At 39.7% G+C, this 17911-nt stretch carries 9 protein-coding genes and 3 pseudogenes; 9 read left to right on the top strand and 3 right to left on the bottom strand.

The window, feature by feature from the left end:
• The first annotated feature begins 176 nt into the window (after positions 1 to 176).
• The 5 genes from ACOFKR_RS14760 (at position 177) to ACOFKR_RS14740 (ending at position 12592) form a co-directional block, all read left to right on the top strand.
• A complete protein-coding gene (locus ACOFKR_RS14760; protein WP_419801566.1) occupies positions 177 to 3263 on the top strand; it encodes a SusC/RagA family TonB-linked outer membrane protein in 3087 nt (1028 codons plus the stop codon).
• 91 nt (positions 3264 to 3354) lie between these two features.
• Positions 3355 to 4830 (top strand): RagB/SusD family nutrient uptake outer membrane protein, encoded by a 1476-nt coding sequence (locus ACOFKR_RS14755; RefSeq protein ID WP_419801565.1) that lies wholly within the window; start codon positions 3355 to 3357, stop codon positions 4828 to 4830.
• Positions 4831 to 5099: 269 nt separating this feature from the next.
• A complete protein-coding gene (locus tag ACOFKR_RS14750; RefSeq protein WP_419801564.1) occupies positions 5100 to 8087 on the top strand; it encodes a glycosyl hydrolase in 2988 nt (995 codons plus the stop codon).
• 181 nt (positions 8088 to 8268) lie between these two features.
• On the top strand, positions 8269 to 9702 hold the full coding sequence (locus ACOFKR_RS14745; RefSeq protein ID WP_419801563.1) for an arabinose isomerase: 1434 nt from the start codon (positions 8269 to 8271) through the stop codon (positions 9700 to 9702).
• A 346-nt stretch (positions 9703 to 10048) separates the two neighbouring features.
• The gene (locus ACOFKR_RS14740; RefSeq protein WP_419801562.1) at positions 10049 to 12592 is read left to right on the top strand and encodes a family 78 glycoside hydrolase catalytic domain; all 2544 of its coding nucleotides are present in this window, start codon (positions 10049 to 10051) and stop codon (positions 12590 to 12592) included.
• 814 nt (positions 12593 to 13406) lie between these two features.
• Here the strand turns inward: ACOFKR_RS14740 and ACOFKR_RS14735 are convergent.
• Positions 13407 to 13532 (bottom strand): annotated as a pseudogene (locus ACOFKR_RS14735) (IS982 family transposase); the annotation flags it as partial.
• Positions 13533 to 13833: 301 nt separating this feature from the next.
• On the opposite strand from ACOFKR_RS14735, the pseudogene ACOFKR_RS14730 reads away from it, so the two are divergent.
• The 3 genes and pseudogenes from ACOFKR_RS14730 (at position 13834) to ACOFKR_RS14720 (ending at position 15027) form a co-directional block, all read left to right on the top strand.
• Positions 13834 to 14527, top strand: a pseudogene (locus tag ACOFKR_RS14730) (IS982 family transposase).
• Positions 14528 to 14709: 182 nt separating this feature from the next.
• Entirely contained in the window at positions 14710 to 14889 is a 180-nt protein-coding gene (locus ACOFKR_RS14725; RefSeq protein WP_419801561.1) for a hypothetical protein, read from the top strand.
• A gap of 6 nt (positions 14890 to 14895) precedes the next feature.
• Positions 14896 to 15027, top strand: a complete 132-nt coding sequence (locus tag ACOFKR_RS14720; RefSeq protein ID WP_419801560.1) for a hypothetical protein — start codon at positions 14896 to 14898, stop codon at positions 15025 to 15027.
• A gap of 296 nt (positions 15028 to 15323) precedes the next feature.
• On the opposite strand, the pseudogene ACOFKR_RS14715 reads toward ACOFKR_RS14720, so the two are convergent.
• Positions 15324 to 16240: pseudogene (locus ACOFKR_RS14715) on the bottom strand (IS1595 family transposase).
• A 104-nt stretch (positions 16241 to 16344) separates the two neighbouring features.
• On the opposite strand from ACOFKR_RS14715, the gene ACOFKR_RS14710 reads away from it, so the two are divergent.
• Positions 16345 to 16968 carry an SDR family NAD(P)-dependent oxidoreductase gene (locus ACOFKR_RS14710; RefSeq protein ID WP_419803645.1) on the top strand — a complete coding sequence of 208 codons (624 nt, stop codon included), beginning with the start codon at positions 16345 to 16347 and terminating at the stop codon, positions 16966 to 16968.
• Positions 16969 to 17028: 60 nt separating this feature from the next.
• Here the strand turns inward: ACOFKR_RS14710 and ACOFKR_RS14705 are convergent, their stop codons facing one another.
• Positions 17029 to 17805, bottom strand: a complete 777-nt coding sequence (locus ACOFKR_RS14705; RefSeq protein WP_419801559.1) for an NUDIX hydrolase — start codon at positions 17803 to 17805, stop codon at positions 17029 to 17031.
• Positions 17806 to 17911 lie beyond the last annotated feature (106 nt).

Genomic DNA, 17911 nt, shown 5'->3' with positions numbered 1-17911 from the left:
GGAGAAACGATTTACCTATCAAAGCTTATTATTGAATGCACTTTCCATTTGCCAATTATGAGTATCAGATATCATGGACCTTAACACGCGTATGTTAAATCTAGTGTTGCCGGGCGTGTTTTTAGCCCAATCTTAAACTATTATTAAACAAAAAGCCAAATCTTAAACATTGAATTATGAAAATAAAGTTTTTACTTTTTAAAGCCTGGAAGATCGGAGCCTTATCATTGTTGATATTGCTGCTGCAGCTTCCTTCAAAGTTACAGGCGCAAGCCCCTGTTACCGGCAGCGTTAAGGATTCTGTTACTGCCGAACCTGTAATCGGAGCTTCGATTATTGTTAAAGGCACAACCGTTGGGACACAAACCGACGCCAATGGTAATTTTAGAATCAATGCGGCCAATGGATCAGTGCTTGTCATTCGGTACATTGGTTACACAGAACAGCAAATAACCGTCAGGAATAATGGGCCTGTTAATATTCGTCTTGGTTCCTCTTCAAGAAGTTTGAATGAAGTTGTGGTGGTTAGTTATGGCACGCAAAAAAGGGCGGAAGTAACTGGTGCTGTTAGCCAGCTAAATGCTTCGGAGGTGAAAGATATGCCGGTGCCTAATATCGGTCAAAAACTGCAGGGCAAATTTGCAGGGGTGCAAATCAATGAAAACACTGGCACGCCGGGCGCGGAAATGAGCTTCAGGATTCGCGGATCTGCATCCATAAATGCCGGTAATAATCCTCTGATTGTTATTGATGGCTTTCCTTCTTCAAGCGGGTTGCAATCACTTAGCCCGGATGAAATAGAATCCATTACTGTTTTAAAAGACGCATCCTCAGCAGCACTCTATGGTTCAAGGGCTGCTAATGGTGTGATCCTTGTAACAACCAAACAGGCAAAAATCGGACAGAAAAGCTTGGAATTCAGTAATTATTTCGGTATCCAAACAGTACCTGACAGGGGCAAACCTGATTTGATGAACGGCCAGGAGTTTGCGCAATATAAAAAAGAATGGTATGAAGACGCTGCCAAATATGAAGGTTACAAAGGCGGTGTGCCAGCCGTGTACCAAAATCCAAGCCAGTACGCGTCCAATCCGGGAACAAATTGGTTCGACATTTTACTTAGAAAAGCGTATAGTCAAAATTATAACCTAACCTACAGTTCCGGCACTAAAGATTTTAAGTCATTAGTGAACTTTAACTACAATAAACAGGAGGGTGTTATAATCAATTCTTCTGCCGAACGATATACTTTTCGAAGTAATAACACTTATACCGGCTTTAAAGGGATCACTCTTGGGTCTAACGTCGAATTGTCTTATGGCAACATCCAGGTAATTTCAGGTTTGGATAATGGCAGAAATATAGTTCAGCTTGCTTATCTGATGGACCCTACTTTAAAATATAAAAATGATGATGGCACTTATCCGATCGCTTTTAACCAGCCGGGCATGTTCCGTAACCCTAACTATTATCTGGTTGCAACGCAACGTGAAAACAAAACCAAATTGGCAAGGGTGTTGGCAAATGCATTTGCCGAAGTTCAGATAATCAATGGCCTGAAAGCGAGAACTACCATAAATGTAAACACCGACAACTCTGTAAATAAAGCATTTAATCCATCAACTTCTCAAGGTGGACTGGGCAGCGCACCTCCCCAACTCGCCACCGGATCGTATTCAACAAGCAATTTTCTAACCTGGTTGAATGAAAATACACTAAACTATCAAAAAACACTTTTTGATAAACACAACATTAACCTGCTGGCCGGTTATACTTATCAGAAATATAATTATGAAAGTAGCAGTATAGCCGGTACCCAATTTCCGGATGACAACATTCATTATGTTAGTGCGGCAACCACGCGCTTAGGAAACGTTGGGGCTACACAAAATTCGCTTTTGTCTTATTTAGGCCGCTTTACTTACAATTATGACCGTAAATATTTGGTTGAATTCAATTTCCGCAGGGACGGTTCGTCAAAATTTGGAGCAAATACAAAATTCGGTAATTTTCCATCGGTTTCTGCCGGATGGGTAGCCTCGGATGAAGCGTTCCTTAAAAAAGTAAGTGCGATTTCCCTGCTCAAACTTCGTGCAAGCTACGGTAAAGTGGGCAACAATAACATCGGTGACTTTACTTACCTCGCAAATGTAAACACGAATAATTACGTATTTGGTAATCAGGTGATCCCGGGAAAAACATTAAGCGGAATAGGAAATAATAACCTGACCTGGGAGACGACTACAGAATTTGATGCAGGTTTGGACCTTGAGGTCTTAAAAGGCAGGATTGGATTTACTTACGATTACTATCGTAAAAAAACAGATGGTTTACTTTATGGGATCGATATACCCGTTCAATCAGGGTTTTCTAATATTACCTCGAACGTGGGCAGGTTTGACTTTTGGGGACATGAGTTTTCAATCAATTCCCGAAACCTTGTTGGAACCTTTAAGTGGAACACAAATTTTAATATCACTTTTGATAGAAACATAGTTAAAAGTTTAGGTACCAACAATGCACCGATAGGTGGGTACGGTGAGTATTGGGATGATAACAGAACAGCAGTCGGACATCCGATCGGCCTTTTTTACGGCTATATCAATACCGGCGTTTACATGACCCAAAAAGAGTTTGACACGCAGCCACATGATGCTACCGCAATGGTGGGTACGGCACGTTTTAAAGATGTAAGCGGTCCAAACGGTGTACCTGACGGTAAAATTGATGGTTTCGACAGGACTTTTATCGGAAACCCTAACCCAACCTTTACTTACGGGATTACTAATAGTTTTTCTTACAAAAATTTCGATCTAAGTGTAGTAATGGCTGGTTCTGTAGGAAATGATATCGCAGATGATGCATTTCAGTCTACAGAAAACCTTGACGGCGTTTTCAACGTCCGCAAGGGAGTTGCCAATCGCTGGAGGTCAGAAGATAATCCGGGCGATGGAGTTTATCCGAGGACAAGATCCGGTACAACAGCAGATTTCAGGAATTTTACATCAAGGCAGGTGTTTAGGGCTGATTACATCGCTATAAAGAATATTACATTTGGTTATACAATCCCCATCGGGAAAACAAAGTATCTCAAAAACTTAAGGGCATACTTAAGTTCTCAAAATGCATTGATCCTGACCAAATATCCGGGCCTTAATCCCGAAGCTGGTATATCAGGCTTGAATGGTTTGAACCAGGGGCGCGATTTTACAGGTTATCCAATCCCCAGAGTAGTATCCATTGGTTTAAACGCTGGTTTTTAATTAATATAAATATTTTGAAATGAAAAAGTTACTATACATATCATTGTCGCTTACCTGTTTGTTATCGTGTAAAAAAAAGGAAGATTTAAACTTGATTCCACAGACACAGTTAAGCTCCGCCTCTTTTTATAAAAATGCAGCACAATATAATCAGGCACTTGCCGGGGCATATACTAATTTACGGGGTGTTGCATTTACTGGCATTTATATGGACGAAATGCGGTCAGACAACACATTCTTCACTTATTATTCGGCTGACCGGGGTACGGGGACAAGTACGGAGCCATTTGCAGAATTTACTGACGATAGCTTCAGTAGTCAAAACCTCAATTCACCCGGAAACCGTTATGGAAATGACTATTCCGGTATTGCAAGGGTGAACACAATACTTACCAGGATTAAGGGTTCTGTACTCGCGCAGGCCGATAAGGACCAGGTTTCCGGCGAGGCATTATTTCTGCGTGCATTTTATTACTATGACCTTGTTCAGCATTATGGCGGTGTACCGCTTCAACTGGAAGAAGTGACAAATGTTGACGGCGCGTTCCTGCCACGGAGCACAGCTGACCAAGTGTATGCACAGATCATATTGGACTTGAATGCCGCCATACCGATACTACCCGTTGCTACGGTATTTCCGCAAACCGGCAGGGCAACCAAAGGTGCAGCTAAAGTCTTGCTGGCTTATACCTATATGTCAAAACCAACAAAAGAACTGGCAAATGCTGAAGCCGCTTTGCTGGATGTTACGAAAATGAATTATGACTTGTTGGGTAATTATGCTGACGTTTTTGACCCAAACAATAAGAACAATAAAGAGTCAATATTTGAGGTTCAGTATAAAATTGGCAACGATGGCCAGCAGAGCGACTTTATCTGGAGGTTTATACCTAAAACTATAAATCCAGAAGCAATACTCGGAGTAATTGGAACCAATGCCGGAGGAGGCTTAGGCTCAGGCGGCTGGAACGTCCCTACTCAGGAAATGGTTGATTCCTATGAAAAAGGCGATCTCCGCCTACCTGCTTCAATTGGCGTAGCTGAAGGGACAGTAACAACAGAAGTGCTAAACACAAAGGCCGTAAAAAGCCCGGTAAATTATGTACCAACCCCGGGCCTCAGCTATTATTATTTTATTAAAAAATATCTTCATCCACCTTACCAGGTTCAGTTTAACACAAATGATAACTGGCCTGTGTTCCGGTATTCAGGGGCATTACTTTTGTTGGCCGAATGCCTGGTTGCAGAAGGGAAGCCCGCTGATGCTTTGCCCTATTTAAACAAAGTACGGATTAGGGCCGGCTTGCCTACACTTGTTGTCGCTACCAAACAAAACGTATCAGACGAAATGAGGCATGAGCTGGCATTTGAAAACCACAGATGGACAGATCTTATTAGAAATAATATGGCCATAGATGTATTAACTGCCAAAGGAATCCGGATGAAAGCGCTGTACGGTTTTTTACTGCCTAATACTTTCATTATAACGCCAAATAAATTTATCTATGCAATCCCAAACAGGGAATTGCTGATTAACAATAAATTGACACAAAATCCGGGGTACTAATGAAATATGTTTGGAGACTTTCTAAATTTCGTCAATTTGTTTTCTATGCTTCTTTTATCGCATAAAAAATGGTAAGCATTTGATTTTTGATTTATTTAAATTGATGCAAACACAATTTTTTATAGGGTAAAAGAAGCATTGGCATTTTTTGTTGTGTAAATTTAAACAGGCTCTTATAAAAATGAGTTTATGTATAAGTTTTTCGTATCAGCTAAAATTCAATTTCCGATGTGTTTTTGATCTATGGAAAACTAAAACAATTTATATAAATGCCTGCCAAAAAAATACTTCTTTTATACTGCATTTTTTGTGCTTCAATAAACAGTTATGCGCAGTTAGCAAAACTTAAAGCAAATTTTCTTCATCCGCCAAACCAGTACAAACCCGGCGTGTACTGGTATTTCATGGACGGTAATATGTCTGCAGAAACGATCACTAAAGATCTTGAATCAATGCACAAAGCAGGCCTTGGTAATCTTATATTTCTGGAGGTTAATGTTGGCGTGCCAAGGGGCAACGTAACGTTCTTGAGTGACAAATGGACAGCACTTTTTGTACATGCCGAAAAAGAAGCCCGGCGGTTAGGGATTGAAATGACGCTTGGCATCGGCCCTGGTTGGACGGGCAGCGGCGGCCCCTGGGTAAAAGCCGGCCAATCTATGCAGCACTTGGTATCGAGCCAGATTACAGTAGTTGCAGGTGATAAAAAGGCAATTGTATTGCCTGTTCCACCGCCTAAAAAACCTTTTTTTGGAGAGGGCAGCCTAACGCCTGAAGTTAAAAAAGAATGGTTAAAATATTATCAAGACGTTGCAGTTCTGGCTTTCCCTGCAACAGAACAGGATAAGCCGATAACAGATTTTGAGGAAAAAGCCTTGTATTATCGGGCACCATATAGCTCCGATACTGTTAAACCATATTTGCCACCACCGGCAAATATCAGTAGCAACAAAGATGCAATACTAAAAAATAGGATACTTGATTTAACAGATAAAATGCAAGCTAATGGCATACTGAACTGGTCGCCACCTTCTGGTAAGTGGGTCATTATGCGCTTTGTAAGCCGTAATAACGGAGCCATTACACGCCCTGCTCCCGTTCCTGGTTTAGGTTTTGAAGTTGATAAATTTGATACACTTGCCCTAAACGCACATCTTGATAAATATGTTGGAAACCTGCTTAATAAGATTGGTCAGGTAGATCAAAAAGCCACAGGCGGTTTAAAACGTCTTCACATGGATAGTTGGGAAATGGGCGCGCAAAACTGGACATCTCAATTTAGAGAAGAATTTATAAAAAGACGAAAATATGATCCGCTAAAATATTATCCGGTTTATGCCGGCCAAATTGTAGGCAGTTTAGAAGAAAGTGAACGCTTTTTGTGGGATTTAAGGCAAACTTCTCAAGAACTCGTTTTAGAAAATCATGCGAATCAGGTTAAAAAATATGCAAAGCGTCACCACCTGTCATTGTCCATTGAGCCTTATGACATGAACCCGACAGCAGATCTTGAACTCGGTTCTGTTGCAGATGTACCTATGGCAGAGTTTTGGAGTAAAGGGTTTGGTTTCAATTCAGCTTACAGTGTTATTGAAGCTACCTCTGTTGGCCATGTTATGGGAAAATCATTGATTCCGGCAGAAGCTTTTACCGCTCAAAATAACGAAGGCTGGAAACAGCATCCTGCTTCGATGAAAAACCAGGGCGACTGGGCTTTCGCATCAGGTATCAACCAGTTTGCATATCATACGTTTCAAAATCAGTTTCTGGCAGATTCATTAAAGCCCGGTGCAACCATGGGGCCATTTGGTGTCCACTGGGATCGCAACCAAACGTGGTGGCCTATGGTTAACGCTTACCATGATTACATTACCCGAAATCAATACGTTTTACAACAAGGCCGTACGGTAGCCGATGTGCTTTATCTTACGCCCGAGGGTTCACCACAGGTATTTGTACCGCCTTCCTCAGCAATTATTGGTGATACCATAGGAGACAGACGAGGTTATAATTTTGATGGTTGTTCACCCGGCCAGCTCATGCACACAACTGTAAAAGATCATCAGGTTGTATTTCCCGGAGGTGCCAGTTATAGGTTACTGGTATTGCCTATTTATGAATCAATGACACCGAAATTACTTATTAAAATAGGTGATTTAATAAAACAAGGTGCAACTATAGTTGGTAATCCGCCTTTGCGCTCGCCAAGCCTTGAAGGTTACCCGGCTTGTGATGATCAAATTAAAACATTAAGTAAAATGATTTGGGGAGATACTGTTTTACCCGGCAATGTCGTCCGTCGGCAATATGGAGACGGACTGATTATTTGGGGCAAACCCGTAGGCAGCAATCCCGATCATCTTTATCCTCAGTATGCTTTCACATCTGCCATTCTTAAAGAAAACGGAATAAATGAAGACTTTAAATCAGACGGCAGTTTAAGATATACCCATCGTACTTCGGCCGATTGGGATATCTATTTTGTATCCAACAAAACAGATAAAGCAGTTAAAACCATAGGCCAGTTTCGCAATGTAAAGGGGTCGCCCGAAAGATGGGATGCCAACACCGGTAAACTTAGCAAGATCAAAGCCTTCAAAACAGAAAAAGGGATTACCTCAGCAGCTATACAACTGGATGCTTTTGAGAGTGCTTTTATCGTATTTGCAGCAGAGAACAAATGGAAATCAACCGGAATAAATGCGGCATCTGATACGCAAACCCTGCTAACATTGAACGGAAAATGGAGAGTAAACTTTGATCCCAAATGGGGTGGCCCTGCAAACACGGTATTTGATAACCTTACCGACTGGCGTACAAGCAGCAATGAAGGTATCCGTTATTACTCCGGATCAGCGGTTTACCATAAGGAATTTAACTGGGTAAAAAATGTTAAAGGTTCTTTGTTTCTCGAACTTGGAAAGGTTAAAAATATGGCACGGATAATCCTGAACGGGAAAGATCTCGGCGTAGTTTGGGCTGCACCATGGCGGGTAGATATATCCGGTGCGGTTAAAGCAGGAAATAATAAATTAGCTATCCAGGTAATTAATTTATGGGCCAACCGGCTGATTGGGGATGAGAAAAAGCCTTATGATGGAATTGTAGATGATAAATGGCCGGAATGGTTGCTGAAAGGTTTGCCGCGTACAAGTGGCAGATATACTTTTACAACTACCAGGCAGTACAACGCGGATTCGCCCTTATTGGAATCGGGGTTGATCGGGCCGGTAACAATAACACATCAGAAACAATAAAGAGCTTGTTTAAATTTATATAACAAAGAATATCAATGCTTCTTTTATCCTATAAAAATTGATATTTACCTCAATTTAAATAGACCAAAGAAGTAAATGCTTACCAATTTTTAGGTGATAAAAGAAGCATAGAAAATATATTGAACAAATTTTAAACAGGCGCTAAAGAACACTACAAATAATGACTAAACAAACAAAGGTAAAAGTTGGCTTGTTCGGTATTGGTTTGCAAGCTTACTGGGATCAGTTTAGCGGACTAAAAGAACGGTTAACCGGTTATATTAATATAGTGGCAAAAAGTATAGAAAACTTTGATGCTGAAATTGTTAACCTTGGTTTAATCGATACACCGGAAAAAGCGTTTGAAGCCGGAACTAAATTTAAATGCGAAGATGTGGATATACTGTTTCTTTATGTTTCCACCTACGCTTTATCCGCTACGGTTTTGCCCGTGGTAAAAAAAGCAAATGTTCCGGTTATTGTATTAAATCTCTCGCCTGAAGCAGCTATAGATTATGTAAACTTTAACCAGTTAAATAATAGAACAGCTATGACAGGCGAGTGGCTGGCAAATTGTTCATCTTGCTCCATACCCGAAATTGCTAATGTGTTTAACCGTAGTAAAATCCCTTTCTTCCAGATAACTGGTATGCTTAACAATGATCCGCATGTGTGGCAGGAGATGAAAGATTGGATAGATGCTGCAAGGGTAGTTCGAATTATGTACCACAACAGATTGGGTATTATGGGTAACTATTATGGTGGTATGATGGATATTTATACAGATCTTACCTTGCAGTGCGCTACCTTTGGCGGCCATATGGAAGTGATAGAAATTGATGAGCTATCGCATTTAAGAGAACAGGTAACCAGTAATGAAATTGCCAATAAAATACTGGAAATTGAAAATGCTTTTGAAGTACAAGCGGATTGTTCACCTACTGAGCTAAACCGGGCTGCGCAGACAGCGGTAGCCCTGGATAAGCTGGTGCTTAAATATCAACTTGGCTCACTTGCTTACTATCATAAAGGAACAGGTAATGATGCCAACGAGAATACAGCTACATCAATTATACTGGGCAACTCACTTTTAACAGGTAAAAATATTCCTGTAGCGGGCGAGTATGAAATAAAAAACGCCCAGGCTATGAAAATCATGGACAGCTTTGGCTCCGGAGGGTCTTTTACTGAATATTATGCAATGGATTATAATGATGATGTAGTATTAATGGGGCACGACGGCCCATGCCATCCGGGCATAGCCGAAGGTAAAATCAAGGTAAAGCCATTACAGGTATATCATGGTAAAGTAGGCAGCGGTTTGTCTGTTGAAATGTCTGTTAGTTATGGCCCTGTTACGCTACTTTCGGTGGTAGAAACAGGTAACGGTTCACTTAAGCTTCTTGTTGCCGAAGGCGAATCTGTGCCGGGCGCAATCCTGGAAATAGGCAACACCAACAGCCGGTATAGGTTTTCAATTGGTGCTCGAAATTTTGTTGAAGCCTGGAATAAGGAAGGCCCAGCACATCATTGTGCCATAGGACAAGGGAATATTGCATCAAAAATTAAAAAGCTTGGGCAGATATTAAAGATAACTACTGTACAGGTTTGCTGATTTTTTTCCTAACCTTTTAGGTTATTTTCCATGCTTCTTTTATCACCTAAAAATCAGTATTTAATCTGCTTCGCATTAGCATGATTAGGGAAGCACAAAATTTACTGGTGTAAAAGAAGCATCGTAACTGCCGCAATCAAATTAAGCGGAATTAAAAATATTAAAAATATTAAAAATGTTATCGAACAAGTTTTTATTTCGGGTCTGTTTTTTCATGATGATAACCTGTTTTTTATTGACGTCCTGTTTCACAAAAAAACAAAAGGCCAATTCTGATAGAAAAAGTGCTGGGCAAGCTGCTATGGTGATAAAAATGCAATGTGAATATTTGCAAAATCCAATCGGTATGGATTCTGAACATCCTCGATTAACATGGAAGATGGAGGATAGCCGGGCTAATGCGGCACAGTCAGCTTATCAAATTCTTTTTGATAAAGATTCCAGTGCTTTGTTGAATAAAGTTGCCCGTGTGTGGAATTCCGGTAAAATCTATTCTTCGGCTAACCTTGTCACTTACCAAGGTAAAAAGCTTGATCCCTTTACTAAATATTACTGGAGAGTTTTACTCTGGAATAACCATAATGCGCTGCTCAAAAGCACTGTTAGTTCTATCGAAACCGGCATGATAAATACTGGAAACTGGAATGGAACTTGGATCAGCGACCGCAACGACATCAACTTTAAACCAGCGCCCTATTTTAGAAAGGAATTTGAGGCCAAAAAACAAATTAAATCAGCCAGGGCATACATAGCAGTTGGCGGATTATATGAACTATACCTGAACGGGTCAAAAGTTGGCAACCACCGGCTTGACCCCATGTTTACAAGGTTTGACAGGCGTAACCTGTACGTAAGCTATGATATCACCGCACAATTAAAACAAGGCAAAAACGCAGTTGGGGTTTTGCTGGGCAATGGCTGGTACAACCATCAGTCAAAAGCAGTATGGAACTTTGATAAAGCACCCTGGAGGGAAAGGCCGGCTTTTTGTTTAGATATCAGGGTAACTTATACAAATGGTACTACCGAAATTATCACCTCTGACAATACCTGGAAAACACATACCGGGCCAATCGTCCTAAACAGTATTTATACAGGGGAACAATATGATGCCCATTTTGAAATGCCCGGCTGGAACACTGTTGGTTTTGATGACAAGGATTGGAAAGGCATCAAACTGCGTGCAACCCCTTCACAAAATATTGTGAGCCAACTGATGCAGCCTATAAGAAATGTTGAAAAAATCCCAGCTAAATCCGTAAAAAAATTTAATGACACAACTTATGTATTTGACTTAGGCCGAAATATAGCGGGTGTAACTGAGGTTAGGCTGGCAGGAGATGACGGGACAATTGTAAAGCTAAAGCACGGTGAAAGGGTATACAAAAATGGCCATGTAGATATCTCTAATATTGATGTTTATTATCGGCCGGATGACAACAAAGACCTTTTTGCAACAGATGTAGTTACCTTAAACGGTAAAGGCACCGTTGATTTTATGCCCAAGTTTAATTATAAAGGTTTTCAGTATGTGGAAGTAACGAGCAGCAAGCCCATTAAATTAAGCAAAGGCGATTTAACGGGCTATTTTATGCACAGCGATGTAGCAGAAGCAGGCAGGGTCAATTCTTCAAACGAATTGATCAACAAACTGTGGCGGGCCACAAACAATTCCTACTTATCCAACCTGTTTGGATATCCTACCGACTGCCCGCAGCGTGAGAAAAACGGGTGGACAGGTGACGGGCATTTTGCCGTAGAAACAGGGCTGTACAATTTTGACGGCATTACAATTTATGAAAAATGGATGGCCGACCACCGGGACGAGCAACAGCCAAACGGTGTGCTGCCCGATATTATACCAACAGGAGGCTGGGGCTATGGCACCGCCAATGGCACGGACTGGACAAGCACGATAGCCATCATCCCATGGAACCTGTACCTTTTTTACGGAGACAAAAAGCCGCTGGAAGATAATTATATCAATATCAAAAAATATCTAAAATATGTGGAGAGCATCAGCCCTTTAGGGCTGACTACTTTTGGCAGAGGGGATTGGGTCCCGGTAAAATCCAATTCTCCGTTAGAATATACTTCCTCTATCTATTATTTTGTTGATGCAACCATCATGTCGAAAGTGGCGAAGCTTTTTTGCAATACGTCAGACTTTACTTATTACAATGCCCTGGCCGAAAAGATAAAAACCGCTATTAATAACAAATATTTTGATAAAGGAACTGCGATTTATGGTAGCGGCCTTCAAACAGAATTAAGCGTTGCTTTACTTTGGGGAATTGTACCTGATGAATATAAAAGTAAAGTAGCTGCCAATCTTGCAAAAAGAGTTGCGGCTGACGGAATGCACCTTGATGTTGGCGTACTTGGTGCAAGGGCTATTTTAAGTGCCTTAAGTGATAACGGACAGGCAGAAACAGCGTATAAACTGGCAGCCCAAGATACCTATCCCTCTTGGGGGTGGTGGATTGTTAACGGTGCCACAACCTTGTACGAAAACTGGAATATTCAGGCCAAAAGGGATATATCTCTTAACCATATGATGTTTGGCGAAATCGGAGGATGGTTCTTCAGTGGGCTTGGTGGAATACAGGCAGATGAACAAAACCCTGGATTTAAAAATGTTTTATTGAAGCCGGGCTTTGTTTCGGGCCTCAATAGCTTTACGGCAAGTCATGAAGGCCCTTATGGAACTATTTTTTCTTCCTGGACCAGGTCTGGCAAATCTATTATTTATAATGTTACTGTTCCTGCTAATTCTGGCGCAACCATTTTTTTTCCTGTTTCAAATGGGCAAAAAGCTTATTTAAATGGTAAAGTTGTATCTAACCAATTTCGGGTCGCTTCCGGGCATTATCAATTTATTATAAGTTAGCTATTATTTAAAGCCAATGGCTGAAAACGTTCTATCAGTTCTAAATTACTTATGTTCTTGAAAATGAGGGAGTAGCGTGCCGAAGGGTCTTTTACATCAATATACAATATGATAACACATGCATTAGTAGTGGCCTTTTAAAGCATTATCAAATTACTCAACATATCCGTAGCTCAGCTGATTTAATCTCATTTAATACTGGAACCGTGTAAAAATTAAATTGTCTGCTATAATTGATGGGTAAGAATGTAGCATTTACTGTTACGCAACGGCGAATAGCACTGTCAATATCAAAGACCAGATTCGAAAGCGGTATTTATTATCGACTATTGCTTACTGATTAAACAGAAACATCACTAAAAAATAACCTATGACTTAATTTTGATTCTTTCGATTGAATCAGGTAAAGCTTCATTTGATCAAATAATCGACATTACCAACAGATAGAAAGGAGTATAACCTTCCGGTTGTGTTCTGAAATGTATGATGAGTTTATTTGAGCTAAGAAAATAGAGAATTTTGAATAAATTGTTTCAGTGTTTTATAGATAGAAAGAGTTGCTGTTGTGAGGAAACATTATGTGCTTTTATGATCATCATACATTTGAAAACAGTACCAACCTTCCTACTTAACATAAATCTAATTATACGGCAAATATTTGCAAACAGCAAAAAGAAAAAACCTTTCTTTACCATGAAAAAACTTAACGAAATGTCAGGTCGTAATTTTCAATCTTAAATTTATGAAGCCTTGTTTTCATCTTTTAAATTGGTTCTATAGCCTCTAAAAACTCTAGTAACCTGAGTTCGATTAATTAGAAAGCAACAGTTTGCTTGGATCGGTTTTGTTGGTAGGCAATAGCAGGCTTTTTAGGAAGAAAAGAGTAAGCGATCAAGGCAGCTACGCTGTTGGAAATGAAATTAGCAAACGAGCGGTGCATGGAATCTGTGATAATAGCTTGTTGTTAATAACTGCTTAAACTTATAAAAGAAAAAATAATAATGCTCCCCTTGCCCTATAAGGATTAGTGCCTGCAATCAATTTAAATAAAACCTAAACGAAACGTTACAAGTTTTTAAGTGGTAAAAGCAGCATCTGAAACCTTGTTAGACGAACTTTATCAGGTAAAATCGATATGCCTGTTTTACAAATAAAAATTAAAGTCAACCCGTAGTGCATTTAGTAAAAGTTGTGCAAACTGCTAAAAAGCAGTAAATTGGAGTTACGACACAACGATTTAGATGCCCAACTTTAGGGTGAATTACGGTAAAATTTTGGAAGTATTAAAGGGTTTAGGTTTTCCAAGCGAAAGTTTTCTGCATCAGATCAGAAAGCCCAAGTTGTCAGATTTAGGGGTAATCGCTTTGACATTTACTGCTGAATATATGAGCATAGATAGCGAACATCAATTGTTTAGGATATTACCTTTTGATTTGCATTTCTTGATTGAACGGAGTGTTTATAACAGGCGGAAAAGGAAGTTGTTTTTTCAAATTGAATTGGTAAGGAAAAAACTGGAGGAGATTTTAGGAAAAGGTGAAAACTGTTTTATTGTGGATAGTATGCCTTTAGAAATATGCAAACTGTCCAGGAGTGGCAGGAGCAGGATTTGTAAGGAAACAGATTATGCCCAGCCGAATAAAGGCTATTGTGCATCTCAAAAGCTGCATTATTATGATTAAACTTGAAGTCCCCATGCGCGAAAACCAGGCTGATTACAAAACACATCCTTTTGTGTTCCGAAAATCAAGAAAACGTATCGAAACACTATTTTCCCAGCTATGCGACCAGTTTATGATCAGAAGAAATTATGCGAAAAGCTTTGCCGGTTTTAAAACCAGAATTCTATCAAAAATAACAACCCTGACAATCATTCAGTACATTAACAACAGTCTAAACCGAAACATCAACAACCTCAAAATCAATATTGCCTAAATGCACTACGGGTAAAGTCTATTTTTATGTAAGCAACGTACGGCCAACTGTTTTGACAAAGACGGATGCAAGAATCAAACTGATAGACAACACCTAGGCCATTAACCGCAGGGCGGCGTTGACCATTTGGATGCGCCCCGTTCTATTTTGATGCTGGCCGGCTCTTATGTTAAAAAAGGTTATTGAGCCATACACACGCCAACTTTCGCGCCATCCTGAAAACTATTTGTAATATTTTGGATGTGCCTTGTGTAAGCCAATACGATTTTACGGCAACTTTACTACAGGGTTTTTTTATGGATAAACCGGATTTTACGCCTTATACTTTGGTTAAAAGTGATACGCGGATTTTTGATCCGTAAAAAGCGATGGCGCGTTACAACAAAAATATTGATTGGCGCAAAGTAGAAAAAGGCTCGGAGATGGACGATGAAGACTCCGAGCGCAAAGACTATTACCGGCAGCAAAAGGACAAGAAGCTGAAAAAGCCAGACCGGTAAGACAAATATTTTGTTGGGTTAATTTCTAATGCTTCTTTTACCGCATAAAAATCATTGGGTTTTGTAGCTATTGCAATGATAAAATTTTAGTGCTAAAAGAAGTATCAACGTCTTGAATATTAATTTAACATTGGTTTTGGCTGACGGGTTTCTAACTCCAGTTCTTCGCCCAGCCATTTCCGTTAGCTGCGATTTTAGCGACACTCTACACAACTTTTATAGGACAACAAACTGAGCCTTACAAAAAAGCGCTTAATTAATGCTCTTTTTACTTTTCCTATATAAAATTTTTAGGGTTATGTATTTAGTTCGCATTTGATCATTTTGTAAGTAACGAGTTCATTCTCAACCATCCTGGCGATCAGTTTATCAAAAATAGAACCTATGAAACCCCTTCTGTTAAAAACGGAAGTGGTACTCGTCCAGGTATTTTTGTAGGCGGTGTGGCGCACACTTATGATGGATGGCCCTCAGCCATCCTTTTACATTCATGATATGGGTATGCAGTAAAGGGAAATTAGCCCCTTTGTTGCTTTTTTCCTGCCTGATGCCCAATCTTTTTGCAATGGCCAATAGCCGAGCCAGCCATCTGTTTTTACCGAAGCCTGTTTAGAAATATGTTCCTCAAAGATAGCTTTAAGGCTATCGGCAGAAGCATTGTCAATTGTGCGGCAATATTCCCGCCCTAATTTAACCTGCGCTTTTTTGTCCACTACTTTTTCTACGGCAAGCACCACCAGTTTCTTGCCGTCGGTACTTCTGCCCAGCTTTTCCGGTGAAAACCCGCCCACCAGGAACTCGTCAACCTCCACATCGCCCATCAGTTCATGCCTGCAACTGCTTTTCATAGCTTCCTGTATTTTCGCCTTCCATAACCAGGCACTGCGCTGTTGGCAGCCAAACTCCCGGGACTGTTCACAGCCCGACATCCCTTTTTTACAGCCCGAGACCCTAAAACACTTCTCGAACGCTTTTAACAATCCTAATTTGCACTTATGGAACATTGTCCCGGCCGTGGCCGATTCGTCATATCCGCACTTTTTGCACCTGCGGTAATGCCAGCCTTTGCCTTTGTAATATTGGCCATGCCCACAATGCAAACAGGTGTAGGGTTTTTTGATGCCTTTTTCTCTGATAAATATTCCAGGCAGTCTTGTTCCGTTTTAAACTTTTCCCTAAATTCAAAAATACTTACCCCCTTAAAAATGCTAATGTATTTAGCTTAAATATATTAAATAAACCAGTAAAAACCAAGGGCTTGCGAACTAAATACATAACCCTAAAAATTAAAATAACAGAAAATGAAAAAAGACAGTAATTATTACAGATGGAACAACAGGTATTGGTAAAGCAACAGCATTACACTTTGCTAAAAACGGATACAATGTTGTCGTAACAAGTAGAAATGCAAACAAAGAAGCAGAAGTACTGAAAGACTTTGAAAAGAATGGCACTTCTATAACATTTTTCCCTTTGGACGTAACCAACGAAGAACAAGTAAAAACTGTAATTGTAAAAAAAGTTGAAAAATTCGGAAAACTTGATTCTATTGTTAACAATTCAGGTATTTCTTTAGGCAATGCTTTATTCGCAGAGACAGAATCTGACGATTTAAAACAAATGCTGGAAACTAATGTAATGGGGGTTTATTATGGTATGAAACATGCAATCAAGGCAATGTTGAAAACCGGAGGCGGAACAATTGTAAACCTTGCATCAATCGCAGGTTTGAACGGTTTGGAAAGCACTGCCCAATACAATGCTTCCAAACATGCGGTTGTTGGTTTAACAAAAGGTGCAGCTCTTGATTATGCAACGCAAGGTATCCGGGTAAATGCAGTTGCACCGGGTGCTATCAAAACCGACATTTTTAAACAAATGAGGCGGCAACTTCACACAATTTATTTCTTATCCTGTTTCTGTAAGTGTGATTCGTTCTAATATCATTTAAATGGTCGCCTATCAATAGTAAAATCATCTTAGTATCTTACAGGTTTATTTTTAAACCAAAACAATACCCTCATTTAAAGCCTCTTCATAGTTGCTCCTAACAAAATTATAAAAATATGGGGAGCGATGGCCACTTGTATTACGCTTCTCATTAGCTTTTTCTAAAATTCCAAGCGTAAGTAATTTCTTAGAGAAATTACTTACATCAAGCTTTTTTTCTAATAGTGTCTCATACAAGGCTTGTATTTCAGCCAGCGTAAATTTTTCTGGGAGTAAATTATAACCTATAGGTGAATGGTATAGCTGTATTTTTAGTGTTTTTAAGGCCATTGCAACAATTTCCGCATGGTCCATTGCCAATTCTGGTAATTCATTAATATTAAACCAGGCGGATTCGATTGATTCTATGTCAATGGAAGGTATTGACTTTAAAAAATCGGTGATGGCAAAAAAACCAATAGATACTGTCTGATCAAAAAGCCAATTATTTTTCAATAGGCGTAACCCTGTCAAAGAATACCACTGTTCTTCATCAAAATTTTGATAGCGGGTACGGTTGGGGTCACCAAATGCACGGAATTGCTGAAGGTAAAGATTTTCTATTCCAGTTCGATCAACTATCGTTCGATCTGCTGCCTGTTGCAAGCTTTCGCTTCTTTTCATGTAACCCCCGGGCAAACACCATTCGCTTAGAAAGCCATTTTTAGTAAGGAGAATTTTTAGTTTTCGATTATGATACCCAAAAATTACACAATCAATATAAATGTGTGGTATGTACGTCAAATAACCACTATTAAAAAATTCTTTTAGTTCAGCACTAATAACCATTATACAAATCTACTAACTTCAAAAATAAGCTTTTTAGTAAATTTTACGAAATAATTTGAAAGCAAAAAGCTTTTAGTTACTTTTACGAAAAGATTTTGGCTTTTTA

Origin of the sequence: Mucilaginibacter sp. (assembly GCF_965201005.1) — a bacterium.
GTDB lineage: Bacteria > Bacteroidota > Bacteroidia > Sphingobacteriales > Sphingobacteriaceae > Mucilaginibacter_A.
Note: the sequence above shows the minus strand (reverse complement) of the source record. Positions and strands in the feature narration are given on the sequence as shown.